Here is a 16307-nt window from a genome sequence, read left to right as displayed (position 1 = left end):
TTGTCCCGGGACCGGTGGTCTCACCGGCCCTCCGCAGCGACGCTACCGGCCTCCCCGAGCCGCAGACGTCCCGGCCGGGACAACAGCCGGGAGGCTGTGGACAGCAGACCCGGTGGGGATAACCTGCCGGGCGTCGCGGGGGGACTGTCGGACGGCTACTCCCCCGACTGCTCCCCCGACTGATCGAGGACGCTGCGGTCCCGGGCGTCCAACGCCCCCTCACGGTCCAACGCGTCGAGCAACTCCGGCCTGGTGGCCTCCGTCCGTAAGAGCGCCTGGTCACGGCGCCACCGGTCGACCTTCGCATGGTCGCCGGACAGCAGGACGCCGGGCACCTCGCGGTCCCGCCAGACGCGGGGTTTGGTGTAGCTCGGCCCCTCCAGCAGCCCGTCCTGGAAGGAATCCTCCTCGTGACTGCGCCGGTTGCCGAGCACCCCCGGGATCAGCCGCACCACGGCCTCCGCCATCACCAGGACGGCCACTTCACCACCGATCAACACGTAGTCACCGAGAGACACTTCCTCGACCCGGTACCGCTGCGACGCATCGTCGAAGACCCGCTGGTCGATGCCCTCGTAGCGTCCGCAGGCGAAGACCAGTCGGTCTTCGCCGGCCCAGCGTTCGGCCGTGGCCTGGGTGAACGGTGCACCCGCCGGAGTCGGCACCACGAGTATCGGACGCTCCCCACCCGCGGACCCGGCCTCCGGCACGGCGACCTCATCGGATCTGTGCCCTGGCCCGTGCCCTGTGTCAGCGTTCACGGCACCAGGGACGTGGGGCTGCGCACTCTCGAGACGACGGCCGTCAGCCGCCGGGCCACGCAACGCGGCGACGTCGTCCAGTGCCGGCCCCCACACCGTCGGCTTCATGACCATCCCCGGCCCACCGCCGTAGGGGGTGTCATCCACCGCTTTGTGCACGTCGTGGGTCCAGGAGCGCAGGTCGTGGACGCCGATGTCGAGGATTCCCCGCTCGATCGCCCGGCCGAGAAGAGCGTGCCGCAGCGGGTCCAGGTACTCAGGGAAGATGGTGATGACGTCCAGACGCATGAGGGTTGATCCTACCCGAGGTCGAGCAGTCCCTCCGGCGGGGTGACCACCAGCGCCTCGTTGTCGAGGTCGACGATCGGGACGATGGCGTGACGGAACGGGATCAGGATCGTCGACCCGGCCGTCGTCAACGGGACGTCCGCGTCCACGGCGACCTCCAGCAGCGTCCCCGCCGGCCCGTGGGTCACACCGCTGACCACGCCGATGTCGACCGGCTCCGGGGTGGCCCCCTCATAGGCACGGGCGTGGGCGGTCTCCTCGTCGACCGGACCACAGTCCAGTACACGGAGTCCTTCGAGCTGGTGGTCGTAGAAACCGTCGTCCCCCGGTTCCGTCACCGGGTCGCCGAAGAAGCGCAGTCCCCGCAGCGTTTCGGCGTCGGTGCGGTCCGAGACCTCGTCCACCGTGACCAGCAGCCGGCCCTGGTGGGGACGGGTCGCTGTCACGGTGAGAGTCCGCTCCGTCCCCCGCTGCCGCCCGGTCAGGACGCTACCCACCGCGAAGCGCCCGTCCGGATCATCGGTGGTCACGTCGACCACCAGTTCCCCCCGCACGCCGTGCGGCTTGACGACCCGACCGATCTGGAGTTGTTCAGTACCTGACATGGAGGTCAGCGTACCGCACGCTACCGCACAGTTACGCAGCCCCTAGATGACACCCTGTGCGGCCATGGCGTCGGCGACCTTGCGGAAGCCGGCGATGTTCGCACCGACGACGTAGTCGCCCTCCATGCCGTACTCCGCCGCGGTCTTCGCCGTCGTACGGAAGATGTTGCCCATGATGTCGCGCAGACGCTTGTCCGTGTAGTCGAAGGACCAGGAGTCACGCGAGGCGTTCTGCTGCATCTCCAGTGCGGACGTCGCGACACCACCGGCGTTGGCGGCCTTGCCCGGGGCGAAGTCGATCTTTCGCTTGTTGAACACACGGACCGCGTCGTGCGTGCAGGGCATGTTCGCACCCTCAGCGACGTACTTCACACCGTTGTCGGCCAGCAGCTCGGCCGATTCACCGTCCAGCTCGTTCTGGGTGGCACACGGCAGAGCGACGTCGGCCTCGACCTCCCAGACGTTGCCACCCTTGTGGAACGTGGACCCCTTGGCTTCCTTGGCGTAGTCCGCGACCCGGAGACGACGGACCTCCTTGATGTCCTTGAGCAGTTCCACGTCCACACCGTCCGGCGTGGTGACGTACCCGGAGGAGTCCGAGAAGGCGACGACGGTCGCCCCGAGCTCCTGGGCCTTCTCGATCGCGTAGATCGCCACGTTGCCGGAACCCGAGACGATCACCTTGGCGTTGTGCAGTCGCTCACCACGGGCGGTCATCATCTCCTGGGTGAAGTACACCGCACCGTAACCGGTCGCCTCGGTACGCACGAGCGAACCACCCCACTGCAGGCCCTTGCCTGTCAGGGTGCCGGACTCGTGACGGCCGGCCATACGACGGTACTGGCCGAACAGGTAACCGATCTCGCGTCCGCCCACTCCGATGTCGCCGGCGGGCACGTCGATCTTGTCGCCGATGTGGCGGCCCAGCTCGGTCATGAAGGACTGGCAGAAACGCATGATCTCCAGGTCGCTGCGACCCTTGGGGTCGAAGTCCGACCCACCCTTGCCACCACCGATGGGCAGACCGGTCAGGGAGTTCTTGAAGATCTGCTCGAAACCGAGGAACTTGATAATGCCCAGGTTCACCGAGGGGTGGAAACGCAGTCCGCCCTTGTACGGTCCGAGCACCGAGTTGAACTGCACACGGAAACCACGGTTGACGTGGACGTTGCCCTGGTCGTCGACCCACGGCACCCGGAAGATGATCTGACGCTCGGGCTCGGTGAGCCGCTGGATCAGACCCATGTCTGCGTAATGCGGATCCTTGCGCAGCACATGGGTGAGGCTGTCGAGAACCTCGGAGACCGCCTGGTGGAACTCGGGCTCTCCCGCATTCCGCTGGAGGATCTGCTCGTAGTAGGTCTTGACTGTGGAATCGACGTCCATCATGGTCCCTTCGGTGAAAAACTTCGGTACCCGCGATATTTTACCTGCCGGATACAGTCCACTTAACACGTTCGCCACATCAGTGACCCAGGACACATCCTGTGACCTGCTTTGTTTCAGGGACGGCCTGCAGAGGAAATGACGTCGAAACACTTGCGAAATCTGCAGGTCGGCCCGCGGGCCCCAGCACCCCACCCCCGCACGGCACCCCCTGCACCTCATATCGGCATCACCATCGGCCGGGTCACGGAAACACACCGCTGCACACACAGAAAACACCGCCGCCACCCAAGCGGGGTGACGGCGGTGTCATGGAACGACTGTGTCCGTGGGCCCCGTGCGGGGGCCTACGGACGCAGTCGCACCGGGGTCCTACTCGGCCTCGGCAGCCTCGGCAGCCTCGTCGGCCTTTTCAGCGGCCTTGTCGGCAGCCTCAGCCTCTGCGGCGGCCTTGGCCTCAGCCTCTTCCTTGGCCTTGCGCTTCTTCTCGGTGATGGCCTCGGCGGTCGGTGCGTCGGCGGCCTCGGCGAGAGCGGCGTTGAAGAGGTCCAGCTTGGAGGTCTTCTCCGGCTGGGCCTTCAGGGTTCCCTCGGAGCCCGGGAGACCCTTGTGGGCCTGCCAGTCACCGGTGACCTTCAGCAGGGCGAGGACCGGCTCGGTCGGCTGGGCGCCGACGCTGAGCCAGTGGCGTGCGCGCTCGGAGTCGATCTTGATGACGGACGGCTCGGCCTTGGGCTCGTAGATGCCGATGTTCTCGATCACCTTGCCGGAGCGGCGGGTGCGGGCATCGGCGATGACCACGCGGTAGTGCGGGGTACGGATCTTGCCGAGGCGCTGGAGCTTGATCTTGACGGACATGTCTGGTCCTCTTTCCTGTTGACGGTCACCGGGCAGTACTGTCACCTGCACCGCCGCGCACCGTCTCATGACGGAGCACCCGGATGCAGGCCGGTTCAACCCTTGGATTTACCCTGCGCGTGACCACCGGACGACCGGGGTCGTGAACGGTGTTACGCAGACCTGTCGACACTACCTGCGGGAAGTCCCGGTAGACAAATCAGCGTGGGCGGTGCGGTCAGCGGCCTTTGCCGAAGTCCAGGTTGTCCATGTCGATGTTCTCGAAACCTTCGGGCATCTGCTGCTGCATCTTCTTCAGGTCCGCCATCGACGGCATGCCTCCGCCTCCGGGCATCCCCCCCATACCCGGCATACCGGGCATGCCAGGCATCCCCTGCGGCATCTTCGGCTGCGACGGGCCCTTCTTCACCGGCTTGCGCTTGCCGTTCTTCCCCTTGCGACCCTTGGGCTTCTTCTTCGTCGCGGAGCGGCCCATGCCACCCCCCATGCCGAACTGTCCGGCCATCTTGCCCATCATCTTCTTCGCTTCGTGGAAGCGGGTGACCAGCTGGTTGATGTCAGCGACGGTCACGCCGGAACCCGCGGCGATACGCTTGCGCCGCGATGCGTTGAGGATATTCGGGTTCTCCCGCTCCGCCGGGGTCATGCCGCGGATGATGGCCTGGATCCGGTCGAGCTGCTTCTCGTCGACCATGTCGGCCATGTCATTCATCTGCTTGCCGCCGGGCAGCATCTTGAGCACGTTGCCCAACGGTCCCATCCGACGGATCATGAGCATCTGGTCGAGGAAGTCCTCCAGCGTGAGTTCCCCTGACGCCATCCTGGCGGCGGAGTCCTCGGCCTTCTTCTGGTCCATGACCTGCTCGGCCTGCTCGATCAGGCTGAGGACGTCACCCATGCCGAGGATACGGTTGGCCATCCGGTCCGGGTGGAAGACGTCGAAGTCCTCGAGCTTCTCACCGGTGGAGGCGAACATGATCGGCTTGCCGGTCACCTCACGGATCGACAGGGCGGCACCACCGCGGGCGTCGCCGTCGAGCTTGGTGAGCACGACACCGGTGAAGTCCACGCCGTCCCGGAAGGCCTCGGCCGTGGTGACGGCGTCCTGGCCGATCATCGAGTCGATGACGAACAGGACCTCGTCCGGGTTGACCGCGTCGCGGATGTTGCGGGCCTGGGTCATCAGGGTCTCGTCGATGCCGAGCCGTCCGGCGGTGTCGATGATGACCACGTCGTGCTTGGTGCGCCCCGCCTCCTCGATCCCGGCCTGAGCCACGGCGACCGGGTCGCCGTGGCTAGTGCCCATCTCGTGGTCGAGGGAGTCCAGCGAGGTACCCGGGTCCGGTGCGAAGGTGGGTACCTCCGCACGTTCACCGACGATCTGCAGCTGCTGCACCGCTCCGGGTCGCTGGAGGTCGCAGGCGACCAGCATGGGGGTGTGCCCCTGCTTGGCGAGGTGCTTGGCGAGCTTACCGGCCAGTGTGGTCTTACCGGCACCCTGGAGTCCGGCGAGCATGATCACCGTCGGCGGGTTCTTCGCGAGGTTGAGTCGCCGGGTCTCGCCACCGAGGATGCCCTGCAACTCCTCGTTGACGATCTTGATGACCTGTTGTGCGGGATTCAGTGCCTCGGAGACGACGACTCCGTTGGCGCGTTCCTTGATCCTCTTGATGAACGCGCGGACCACCGGGAGGGAGACGTCGGCCTCAAGGAGGGCCAGGCGGATCTCACGGGCAGTGGCGTTGATGTCCGCCTCGGTCAGCCGTCCTTTCCCGCGCAGGCCCTTGAGGGCGCCGGACAAGCGGTCGGACAAGGACTCAAACACAGTGGAAAATCTCCCTTACACAATGACTTCTGACCCCACCACCGTACCTGGTGCGGGTGGACCTGCCTACTCGCACGTCATCGTCGGCGAGGCGTCACCGCGGGTGTCGGCGACGCCCTGCCCCGCCGGACAGCGGCCGGGCCTGGCGCGGGCCGGCGTTTTCCCCGCGTCGGTCAGTTGGTCTGGTGGGCGCCGTCGGCGCGGTCATTGGCGCGGTGCGCCTCGCCCTGCGCCGAGTCGAAGTCGGCGACCTCCTCGAACTCCTGGTCGTTGTCGTCGACGTAGGAGTAGGCGCTCTCGGCGTGCTGCGTGCTGTCGATGCCGGCGTTCTCGTCGTCGCCGGAGATCCTCCACCCCATCGTGTACTTCAGGGCCAGGCCGATCACGGCGGTGACGACAGCACAGAACACGACGGCGACGAGGGCGATGACGATCTGGACGATGAAGAGCTTGAACCCGTCCGATCCTCCGCCGGTGAGCAGACCACGGTCGGTGGCCAGCAGGCCGATGCCCATCGTCCCCCAGATACCGGCGACCAGGTGCACCCCGACGACGTCGAGGGAGTCGTCGAACTTGAAGCGGTACTTCAGGCCCACGCCGACGGCTGCCAGGGCACCGCCGACCGCGCCCAGGATGATCGCGGTGAGCGGGGTGAGGTCACCTGCCGCCGGGGTCACCGACACCAGTCCGGCGACGACGCCGGACGCCGCGCCCAGGGACGTGGTGTGACCGTCGCGCAGACGCTCGACCAGCAGCCAGCCCAACATCGCCGCACAGGTCGCGACGGTGGTGTTCAGCCATGCCAGGCCCGCTTCACCGTTGGCCCCGAAGGCCGAACCACCGTTGAACCCGAACCAGCCGAACCACAGCAGCGCTGCGCCCAGCATCACCAGCGGAAGGTTGTGGGGCCGCGAGCCCTCTTTCATGAAGGTCCGCGACCTCCCGATGATCAGCGCCAGTACCAGCGCCGCCACACCGGCGTTGATGTGGACCACGGTGCCACCGGCGAAGTCGATCGGGGCGATGGCTGCGACGGTCTCGCCGTCCTCGGTCGCGGTGCCGAACATCATGGCGGCCAGGCCGTCCTCACCGTCGGACAGCAGCCCGCCGCCCCACACCATGTGGGCCATCGGGAAGTAGGCCAGTGTGGCCCAGATCCCGGCGAACACCATCCAGGTGGAGAACTTCACCCGGTTGGCCAGAGAGCCGGAGATGATGGCGACGGTGATCACCGCGAACGTCAGCTGGAATCCGATGTCGATCACGTTGGCGTACCCCTCGGCGCCGGCGATGAAGTTGCCGTCGGCGTCGGTGACCGAGTCCTTCAGACCGAAGAACTCGAAGGGGTTGGAGAACAGGCCGCCGACGGTCTCGGTGCCGTAGGACATCGACCATCCCCACAGCACGTAGATGACACCGATCAGCCCGAGTGTGCCGAACGACATCATCATCATGTTCAGGGCGGACTTCTGGCGGGACATGCCGCCGTAGAACAGTGCCAGCGCCGGTGTCATCAGCAGCACCAGTGCGGCTGACATGAGCATCCAGGCTGAGTCACCTGTGGCTGCCGCCATTTCCTCGGGTGTCATTTCGGGGAACTCCTCAGGGGTCTACGTGGGGGTTGTCTCCGGCACCTCGCGCCGGTGTCTCACGCTGGTCAGTTAAGTTCCCCGATGTTTCGCCTGTTCATGCCGCATGATTTCGGGTGCATGAAAAACACCGCCGTAAGGTTACGGCGGTGTTTCGGTGTGCTGCGTGGGTGGAGGCCTCAGCAGACCCCCATACAGACGCTCAGCCCAGCAGGGCGTCGACGAAGCCTTCCACCTCGAAGGGTGCCAGATCGTCGGCTCCCTCGCCGAGGCCGACGAGCTTCACCGGTACCCCGAGCTCCTCCTGGACCTGGAAGACGATGCCTCCTTTGGCGGTACCGTCCAGCTTGGTCAACGCGACACCGGAGATGTCGACGACGTCCCGGAACATCCGTGCCTGGACGAGGCCGTTCTGGCCGACGGTGGCGTCGAGCACCAGAATCACTTCATCGACCTTGGCCTTCTTCTCGACGACCCGCTTGACCTTGCCGAGCTGGTCCATCAGACCGACCGACGTGTGCAGTCGGCCGGCTGTGTCGACCAGGACGACGTCGATGCCGTCGTCGACCCCCCTGGCGACGGCGTCGAAGGCGACGGACGCGGGGTCGGCGCCTTCCTTGCCGCGGACGGTCTCCGCACCGACGCGACGCCCCCACGTCTCCAACTGGTCGGCCGCGGCGGCACGGAACGTGTCTGCGGCACCGAGCAGGACGGAGTGCCCCATGCCGACGAGCACACGCGAAAGCTTGCCGGTGGTGGTCGTCTTCCCGGTCCCGTTGACGCCGACGACCATGATGACCGCGGGCTTGCCTTCGTACGGCATGGCGTGGATCGACCGGTCGAGACCCGGCTTACAGGCGTCGATCAGGCAGGACCGCAGCAGAGCCCGCGCCTCTTCTTCGCTGGAGACGCCCTGGCTGGTGATGCGGTCGCGCAGGTCTTCAACCACGGCGAGGGTGGTCTTCGTCCCGAGGTCCGCCATGAGCAGGGTGTCCTCGATCTCCTCCCAGGCGTCCTCGTCGAGGTCGCCGGCGGAGAGGATGCCCAGTACGCCACGTCCGATGACGTTCTGCGACTTGGAGAGATTGCCGCGCAACCGGCCGAGCCGCCCTTCCACCGGCGCAATGTCCTCGACGGGCTCAGGTTCGGGAGTCGGCTCCGGCTCCGGTTCGGGTTCAGGCTCAGGCTCAGGGGTCGGCTCCGGCTCCTGGACAGGCTCGGGTTCGACCTCCGGCTCAACCTCAGGTTCGGGGGTCGGCTCCGGCTCCGGTTCGGGTTCCGGCTCCGGGGTCGGCTCCGGTTCCTGGACAGGTTCGGGTTCGACCTCGGGCTCAACCTCAGGTTCCGGGGTCGGCTCCGGCTCCGGTTCGGGTTCAGGCTCAGGGGTCGGCTCAGGCTCGGGAACCGGCGTAGGTTCCGGCTCCGGCGCAATCGGAGGGAGCGTGGGCTCCGCTGCCGTCGGAGGCACGGAGGGCGTCGGCGGTTCGGTTCCCCCGAGCTCCTGGCCCGGAAGAATCTCCGGTTCCTTCTCCGCCACCCCGGCAGCGCTTCCGGCGCTGAAGTTGAATCCACCCTGCGCCTGGTAGTTTCCGGACGACGGCTTCTTCTCCTCGATCTCCGTCTTCTTCTCGAAGGAGATCTCCTTCTGCTTCCCGCGACGCAGGCCGAGGATGATGAGGAGGGCGACGATGACGATGACCGCGACGGCGGCTATGACTATCCAGATAATCGGATCCATGCCACCAGTGAACCAAATGTCCCCTCCGCCGTGTGCCGGAGGGGACGGATTTACCCCACCACGAGCCCTCCTGCAGCCATCGGTGCCCTCCCCCCTGAAGGGCACCGCACCGCGTTAGTCGCTGATGACCGAGTCGATCGCCGCCTCCGCAGCGACCCCAGCCTGCTCCTCGGCCACCTCATCGGGGCCGAAGACACCGAGCACCATCGCGTCCGCGGCCACGAGGTCACCGGTCACCAGGTCCGGGACGATACGCGCGATCTCCGCCCATCCCGGGTACGCCGACGACAGCTGACCGGTCGACCCCAGCCGCCCGTGCGCGTGCATGCGCGCGGCGATGGCAAGGATCATGCTGATCACCGGGGTCAGCGCCCACCGGTTGTCGGGGTTGTCGGTGTCGACGTTGTCCAGTTTGTCGAAGCGCACCCGCGCCGAGGTGTAGAGCTGGCGGTTCGTCTGCCGGATACGGCGCAGCAGTGCCAGTGCCACGCGGAGCAGCCCGGGGTCGGCCAGCACCTGGCCGAGTTCCTCACGGTGACGGAAGGTCTCGAAGACCGCGATCAGCCGGGAGTTCTCCTCCGACAGCGCACCGGGGACCACCTGGGACCCGGCGAAGAAGGTGCTGAGCACGGCCTCCTGCTGTTCCGGCGACAACTGGGCGATCTGCACGGTCGTGGCGTCGATGCAGGAGGTCTCCAGCGTGGCGTCACGCCCGGTCTCCACGGTCTGGGACAGCGGAGCGCCGCCGATCCCGGAGAGACGGCGCCCGATCTCACGGCGCGAGGCGGTGTCGTCGTCGTCGGTGGCGGCAAGCTCTCCGAGGATCTCCAGTGCGGCGATCCAGGCGACGCCGGGCCGCGGGTCCGGCGTGGTCGACCGCAGTGACGCGTGCACCAGGCCCGACAGGATGAACTGCGCGGGACGGTCGGTGGACGGCACCAGGGACCGGGACATCGCCCGCAGCGCCTCGCGGGGGTGACGTGCCAGGGCTGCGTGCATCGCGGCGCTGGCGTCGGCGGTGGCGTCGCCGGTGAGCCAGCCCGCCAACACGTCCCACAGCACGGTGAGCACGTCGGTGTCCTCGGGCAGTTCGTCGGACGCCCCGGCGAGGTAGGCGGCGAGCTGCGTCCACGGGCCACCGTCGTCGGGACGGGCGTACCCGGGGGCGTCGACCCGCAGTGCACCGGGCCCGGGTGACGCTGCCGGGTGCAGCGGGCTGAACCGGTCGCGGTTGTGGAACTGGACGCTCAGGGCGCCGGCGTCGGTGAGCTCGGCGGGGAGCTCTGCCACGCCGTTCGTGAAGGACAGCACCCGGGCGGACATCCACGGAGCGGTCAGCGGCCAGACCCACGCCGGGGAATCGACCCTCGGCGACACCGTCAGTGTCGCCGGGGTCGCGGCGTCACCGGGTGCGCCGTAGACCAGCGTGCGGTCCTCGGCCGGTCGCATCGTGACCAGCCGCACGCTGTGGCTGCGGCCGTCGGCGACGAACTCGAGCTCACAGGAGCCTTCGGTCAGCTGTGGCAGCGAGGCCCGGACCGACGACAGGGACACCGACCAGGTCACCTGGTCCACGGTGCCCAGTCGCAGGGTACGGACAGGGGCTCCGTGGCGGTCGCGGATGACCAGGCGGGGCGACTCGACCGGCATGCCGGGGCGGATCCGGAACCGGGTCGCGGAATTGATCTCCACGGCCGGGGCGACGAGCGACTCGGTGCGCCACATCGGGTCCTCCCCGAGCAGCGGCAGCTGGAAGCGCAGGCGCGGCGGTTCCACGACGAGGGGCAGCGCGTCGCCGGCGTCGGTCTCCGCGATGACCTGGACTGACTTCTCCTCGGCCCCGATATCCACGGTCCGGGGGATGAAGAGCTGCTTGTCCCCCTGGAACAGTGACACGCTGACCGGTGACAGACCTGCTGCCAGACCGAGCCGTGGGCTCGCCGGAACCTCGACGTCGAGTCCTTCGACGATGGCGAACTCGTGGCGGAAGGACTCGTTGCGGGGCCCGCGCAGGCGGACGAGGTACTCGCCGACCCAGGGGGTCTCGTAGGCCTCCGGGTCGAATACGTCGAACATGCCGCCGTCAGCCGGGACCTCCAGCGGCTCCTCCTCGGTGACCTCTTCACCGGTCTCATCGGGGCCTGCCCAGGAACTCACCGACAGGAACCAGATCTCCGGGGCCCCGGACACCGTGGCAGGGAACACGGCCTGCAGGCTGGACGAGTGCACCGGCAGACCGCCGAGGGTGCGGATCGCGGGCAGGACGTTCTCCGGCTCGCGGAACCAGACGCGCTGACGGGCGTCGACGCAGCGTACGGTGCCCATCGGAGGGCGTGCGACCCCGGGACGGTCGACGTGCAGGGCCGTGGCCTCGGACAGGTCGAGGTCGCGGATGACCCATCCGTCCCACGCCTTGACCTGCCACTCGCCCAGCACCGGGAGCTCCCGGTCGGCGACCGGGTCGACGGCCGTGGAGTCCTGCGGACAGACGACCAGCACCCGGGAGTGGTGCAGGGAGACGCGGTCGGTGAGGTCCTTGCCGCGTCGGGTGAAGACCATGACCGGGTCGGCGTCGTCGACGACCGGCAGCACCCAGGACTCTCCGTGGGTCAGGTCGCGCACCCCGATCTCACGTACCGGACGGCGCACCGGCAGATCCAGGACCTCGGTGACCGGACGCCCGGGAGCGTCGGAACGCCGGGTGCGGAAACCGGCGGGACGGCCGTCGACGTCGACGTGCCAGCGCACTTCGTTCCGTGCCGCGTCTCCCGCGGTCTCCCCCTCGTCCTCCCGGTCGTCGTCGAGGGGTTGTTCGGGCAGACGCAGGACCACCCGCTGGCGTGCCAGGTCGATCGCCAGGCGCGGGCGGTCCTCACGGGTGCCCACCCCCACCCGGTGGCGGCGTGCGGTCGTCCCGGCCGGACGTTCCCGCAGTTCCTCGATGACGTCCTCGAGCACCAGGGGCGCGACACGGGCGTCGTCGCCGGCGTCGCCGAGGGTGTTGACCCAGTGGTCGGGGTGTTCCGCGGCGAGCTGCACGACACGCACCACCGGGGTGATCAGCCGGACGGCGAGCCCCGGCAGGGCGGCACACAACGGTCCCGCCTGCAGCGACTCCTCGGCGAGGACGGCGACCACGGCGGCTGCTTCATCGTCCGCGGCGGACAGGGCCTCGCCGGCGAGACGCCGGGTGTCGATGAGCTCGATGAGCTCGGGCACCCAGTCGGTGGCGATGCCGACGTGGGCGAACAGCCGGCCCTTGTCACCGTCGGAGCCGGCGGCGGCGGCATCCATCGGGTCCAGCCCGGCCCGGGTGAGGATCTCCCCGTAGTCGATCAGCGCGACCCGGGCGTCGGTCGGCTCCAGGCCGAGACCGGTCCAGAACTCGGACTCGAGCTCGCCGACGACATTGAGACGGGCGGCGCGGAACACCAGCGTCGTCGCGGTCAGTGCGGGACAGGTCCGCAGCAGGGCGTCCTCGTCCGCGCCGGCCCGGATCTGCCGGGAGAGGAACTCACCGAAGAAGATGGTGATACGTTCCAGCTCGTCCCCGGTGGTGTCCAGGTCGACGAAGACGGCGGGGTCGCCGCCGAGTTCACTGAGTCGACGGGCGAGGTCGACCTCGGTACTGGACGCCCAGGCGAGGAGGTTGTCGGAAAGGTCGGCGATCGGCCCCTGTGCGGGGCTCTGTGCGGGGCTCGGGGTGTTGCTCACGGCATCCCATTCTAGGAGGGGTCGGCGGGTTCGGCTGGTTTGGGGTCCATGCGTTGGGAGATGACCCTGGTGACCCCGTCACCGCGCATGGTCACCCCGTACAGGACGTTCGCCACGTCCATGGTCGGTTTCTGGTGGGTGATCACGATGAGCTGGGAATCTTCGCGCAACTCCTCGAACAGGGCGATGAGACGGCGCAGGTTCACGTCGTCCAGCGCTGCCTCGACCTCGTCCATGACGTAGAAGGGGCTGGGGCGGGCGCGGAAGATCGCCACGAGCAGTGCCAGCGCGGTGAGTGACTTCTCTCCACCGGAGAGCAGGGACAGTCTCTTGACCTTCTTGCCGGGCGGGCGCGCCTCGACCTCGATGCCCGTGGTGAGCATGTCGTCGGGCTCGGTGAGGACCAGCCGTCCCGCGCCTCCGGGGAACAGGGTGTCGAAGACGCGGGGGAACTCGGCTTCGACGTCGTTCCAGGCCTCGGTGAACAGGGTGAGGATGGTCTCGTCGACGTCGCGGATCACCCCCTCGAGGTCGTCGCGGGCCCTCTCGACGTCGTCGAGCTGGGTGGCCAGGAAGCGGTGACGTTCCTCGAGGGCGGAGTACTCCTCGAGCGCCAGCGGATTGACCTTGCCCAGGGACCGCAGGGACTTCTCCGCGGCCTTGAGCTCGCGGGCGGCGGCGTCCCGGTCGAAATCCTCGCCGGGAGCCTCCGCCAGCAGCTGCGCGGCGGTCATCCCGAGCTGGTCCATGGCCTGTTCCAGCGCCTGCTCGATACGCAGCTGGGCCTGACTGCGGGCGATCTCGGCGGTGTGGGAGGTGGAGGTCAGGTGGTTGAGCCGCAGCGTCAGCGTGTTGACCTTGTCCTTGCGTTCGTTGAGGGCGGCCTGCCACTGCCGGTGGGCCTCGTCGGTGCGGGCGCGGGTGGCTTCGGCACGGTCCAGGGCGTCACGGATCCTCAGCTCGACCCGCTGCGCCTGCCCGGCGACGACGCGGGCGCGTTCGCGGGCCGCGCGGCGCGAGGCCGCAGCACGGTTGAACTGGTCCCGGGCCGCCGCTTCCTGGCGTGCCTGGCGGCGCAGTCCGTCGGCACGTCCCCGGTGGTTGCCGGCCCGCTCCTCGGCGGTGCGCAGGGCGAGTCGTGCCTCCATCTCCATGGCGCGGGCCTGGGTGAGCGCCTGGGCGGTGGCGTCGCGGGCGGCGGTGGAGGGTTCTGCGCCGCCTGCTCCACCGGGGCCGTCCGGGTCACCGTCGGCGTCGAGCCGGGCGAGCCGGTCGGCGATCCCGTCAGCCTCGACGGCGAGGGCGTCGCGCCGCTGCTCGGCCGCGTCGCGCTGGGCCACCGCCTTGTCGAGCAGCCGACGGGCCTGCACCGCGCTACGGTCGGCCGCGTCGACGCGCTGCTGTGCGGCGCTGAGCCGCGTGCGGTGGTCCCGGACGGCGGCGGTGGCACCGGCGGCGGCGGTCCGCAGTTCCTCCGCCGCCTGTTCGGCACCACGCAGCGTCGCCTGCAGGTCGGCGAGCTCCCCGGTCCGCGCCGTGATCTCGACGGTGGCCCGGTCGATTCTCGTGACCAGTTCCACCGGTGTCGTACCGCCCGACCCCGCGGCGACCCAGCCTGCGCCGACGACGGTGCCGACGGGGGTGACGGCGCGGAGACGTTCATCGGCGGCGACGACACGCCGTCCGGTCTCCACGTCCGGAACGGCGACGACATCGACGAGCAGGGCGGTGACGGCCGGCACCACGGCATCGGCGACGTCGATGTGGTCGAGCAGCCAGTCGGCGCCTGCCGAGTCGAGCCGCCACGCATCTCCGGGGATGCCGGCCGCGTCGCCGGAGAGCAGTAACGTGCGTCCTTCGGCGGCGTCGACGAGCGCGTCGACCAGACTGTCCAGCGAGCTGGCGTCGCCTCCCGCCAGACCGGAGGGCAGGACGGCGGCCACGGCCCTCTCCCATCCGTCGCGGACGGTCAGCAGTTCGGCGAGTGGACGCAACGACCCGAGACCGCGTTCCTCGGCGACGCGCACGGCGACGGCGGCCCCGTCGGACGGACGCAGGCGGTCGCGCCAGGCCTCCACCGAGGCTTCCAACGAGGCGACGGTGCGTTCCAGGTCGCGCTCGGCGGCGCGGAGTTCACTCACCCGCCGCTCCGCACCGGTGGATTCCTCGGCGGCCCGGGCCGCCGCGGCCTCCAGGTCCGGCCCCTGGTGCTGTAGCCCGGCGAGGGCGTCGGCGGCGTCGGCCGCCTCGGTACCTGTGGTGGCCTGGATCGACTCCCGCTGCTCCTCGACGGACTGCTGGAGACGGTCGATCTCCTCACCGGCGGCGGTACGCCGCTGCTCCACCGCCTCCTGCTGTGCCAGCAGCCGCACGATGCCTTCGCGCCGGTCGGCGATCGCACGGACTTCGGCGAGGTGCTCACGCTCGGCGTCCCGTGCCGCCTCGTCGCGGGCGGCGACATCGTCACGGATGTTCTCCAGACGTTCGGTCGCGACCTCCACCTCCTCGTCGAGCAGCGCCTGCTCCTCCTCCGCCTGCTCGGCACGGGCGGTCAGCTCGTCCGGGTCCTGCCCGTTCCAGGTGGTGTCCGCACCGGCGTCATCGGCCCGGTCGGTGGCGATCCGCAGGGTGGCGGCGTTCTTCTCGGCGACGGTCGACAACCGGAACCACAGCGACTTCGCCGACTCCGCCTCCTCGAGCGCGGTACGCAGCTCCTCCTCGGTCACCGCCAGTGCACCGGTGTGTTCCTCGAGGTTCTCCGTGAGTTCGGCGATGTCCGCCTCGAGCACCTTGGCCTGGGCGTCGGCGTCGGTGAGTTCGTCGGAGAGCCGCCGGACCTTGTCGGCGGTGAGCAGCAGACGGTTCGACCGGATCGTCGCCTGGACCTGCTCGGCGCGTTGGGCCGCCTCGGCCTGGCGGGCCAGGGGTTTGAGTTGTTTGGCCAGTTCGTCGGTGAGGTCGTGCAGCCGGTCGAGGTTGCCCTGCATCGAGACCAGTTTGCGCTGGGCCTTCTCTTTCCGACGCCGGTGTTTGAGCACTCCGGCGGCTTCCTCGATGTAGGCGCGGCGTTCCTCGGGCCGGGACTCCAGGATCTGTGCCAGGCGTCCCTGCCCGACGATCACGTGCATCTCACGGCCGATGCCCGAGTCCGACAGCAGCTCCTGGATGTCCATCAACCGTGCCTTGGCACCGTTGATCTCGTACTCGCTGGCACCGTCCCGGAACATCCGGCGGGTCACCGACACCTCGGTGTAGTCGATGGGCAGGGCACCATCCGTGTTGTCGATGGTGAGCGTGACTTCGGCACGACCCAATGCCTTGCGCTCGCCGGCACCGGCGAAGATGACGTCCTCCATCTTGCCGCCGCGCAGGGTCTTGGCTCCCTGCTCCCCCATCACCCAGGCCAGGGCGTCGACGACATTCGACTTCCCCGACCCGTTCGGCCCCACGACCGCGCAGATGCCCGGCTCGAGTTTCAGGGTCGTCGCCGACGCGAAGGACTTGAAACCCTTCAGGGTCAACGACTTCAGGTGCATGGCCGAG

9 protein-coding genes are annotated in these 16307 nt (G+C 68.7%); all 9 read right to left on the bottom strand.

What is annotated here, in order from left to right:
* Nucleotides 1–155: 155 nt before the first annotated feature.
* Complete coding sequence (gene trmD / locus PQI66_RS01375; RefSeq protein WP_339995403.1) at nucleotides 156–1049, bottom strand: tRNA (guanosine(37)-N1)-methyltransferase TrmD; 894 nt, start codon at nucleotides 1047–1049, stop codon at nucleotides 156–158.
* 11 nt (nucleotides 1050–1060) lie between these two features.
* Entirely contained in the window at nucleotides 1061–1654 is a 594-nt protein-coding gene (locus PQI66_RS01370; protein ID WP_339995401.1) for a ribosome maturation factor RimM, read from the bottom strand.
* Nucleotides 1655–1696: 42 nt separating this feature from the next.
* Entirely contained in the window at nucleotides 1697–3040 is a 1344-nt protein-coding gene (gene gdhA / locus PQI66_RS01365; RefSeq protein ID WP_339995979.1) for an NADP-specific glutamate dehydrogenase, read from the bottom strand.
* 372 nt (nucleotides 3041–3412) lie between these two features.
* Entirely contained in the window at nucleotides 3413–3898 is a 486-nt protein-coding gene (rpsP, locus tag PQI66_RS01360) for a 30S ribosomal protein S16 (protein WP_339995399.1), read from the bottom strand.
* 217 nt (nucleotides 3899–4115) lie between these two features.
* Nucleotides 4116–5723 carry a signal recognition particle protein gene (ffh, locus tag PQI66_RS01355; protein WP_339995397.1) on the bottom strand — a complete coding sequence of 536 codons (1608 nt, stop codon included), beginning with the start codon at nucleotides 5721–5723 and terminating at the stop codon, nucleotides 4116–4118.
* Between the two features lie 173 nt (nucleotides 5724–5896).
* The gene (locus tag PQI66_RS01350) at nucleotides 5897–7312 is read right to left on the bottom strand and encodes an ammonium transporter (RefSeq protein ID WP_339995396.1); all 1416 of its coding nucleotides are present in this window, start codon (nucleotides 7310–7312) and stop codon (nucleotides 5897–5899) included.
* Nucleotides 7313–7514: 202 nt separating this feature from the next.
* On the bottom strand, nucleotides 7515–9050 hold the full coding sequence (gene ftsY, locus PQI66_RS01345; RefSeq protein ID WP_339995394.1) for a signal recognition particle-docking protein FtsY: 1536 nt from the start codon (nucleotides 9048–9050) through the stop codon (nucleotides 7515–7517).
* 114 nt (nucleotides 9051–9164) lie between these two features.
* Nucleotides 9165–12764, bottom strand: a complete 3600-nt coding sequence (locus PQI66_RS01340) for a hypothetical protein (RefSeq protein ID WP_339995392.1) — start codon at nucleotides 12762–12764, stop codon at nucleotides 9165–9167.
* An 11-nt stretch (nucleotides 12765–12775) separates the two neighbouring features.
* Entirely contained in the window at nucleotides 12776–16300 is a 3525-nt protein-coding gene (gene smc / locus PQI66_RS01335) for a chromosome segregation protein SMC (protein WP_339995390.1), read from the bottom strand.
* Nucleotides 16301–16307: the final 7 nt, after the last annotated feature.

The organism is Corynebacterium sp. USCH3, from assembly GCF_037619475.1.
In the GTDB taxonomy this organism is placed as follows: domain Bacteria; phylum Actinomycetota; class Actinomycetes; order Mycobacteriales; family Mycobacteriaceae; genus Corynebacterium.
This window is presented reverse-complemented; position numbering and strand designations above follow the sequence as displayed.

What these genes read in the sequence shown, in the direction of transcription:
- trmD (WP_339995403.1), bottom strand. Translation starts at nt 1,049, where the DNA reads ATGCGTCTGGACGTCATCACCATCTTCCCTGAGTACCTGGACCCGCTG.
- PQI66_RS01370 (WP_339995401.1), bottom strand. Translation starts at nt 1,654, where the DNA reads ATGTCAGGTACTGAACAACTCCAGATCGGTCGGGTCGTCAAGCCGCAC.
- gdhA (WP_339995979.1), bottom strand. Translation starts at nt 3,040, where the DNA reads ATGGACGTCGATTCCACAGTCAAGACCTACTACGAGCAGATCCTCCAG.
- rpsP (WP_339995399.1), bottom strand. Translation starts at nt 3,898, where the DNA reads ATGTCCGTCAAGATCAAGCTCCAGCGCCTCGGCAAGATCCGTACCCCG.
- PQI66_RS01350 (WP_339995396.1), bottom strand. Translation starts at nt 7,312, where the DNA reads ATGACACCCGAGGAAATGGCGGCAGCCACAGGTGACTCAGCCTGGATG.
- ftsY (WP_339995394.1), bottom strand. Translation starts at nt 9,050, where the DNA reads ATGGATCCGATTATCTGGATAGTCATAGCCGCCGTCGCGGTCATCGTC.
- smc (WP_339995390.1), bottom strand. Translation starts at nt 16,300, where the DNA reads ATGCACCTGAAGTCGTTGACCCTGAAGGGTTTCAAGTCCTTCGCGTCG.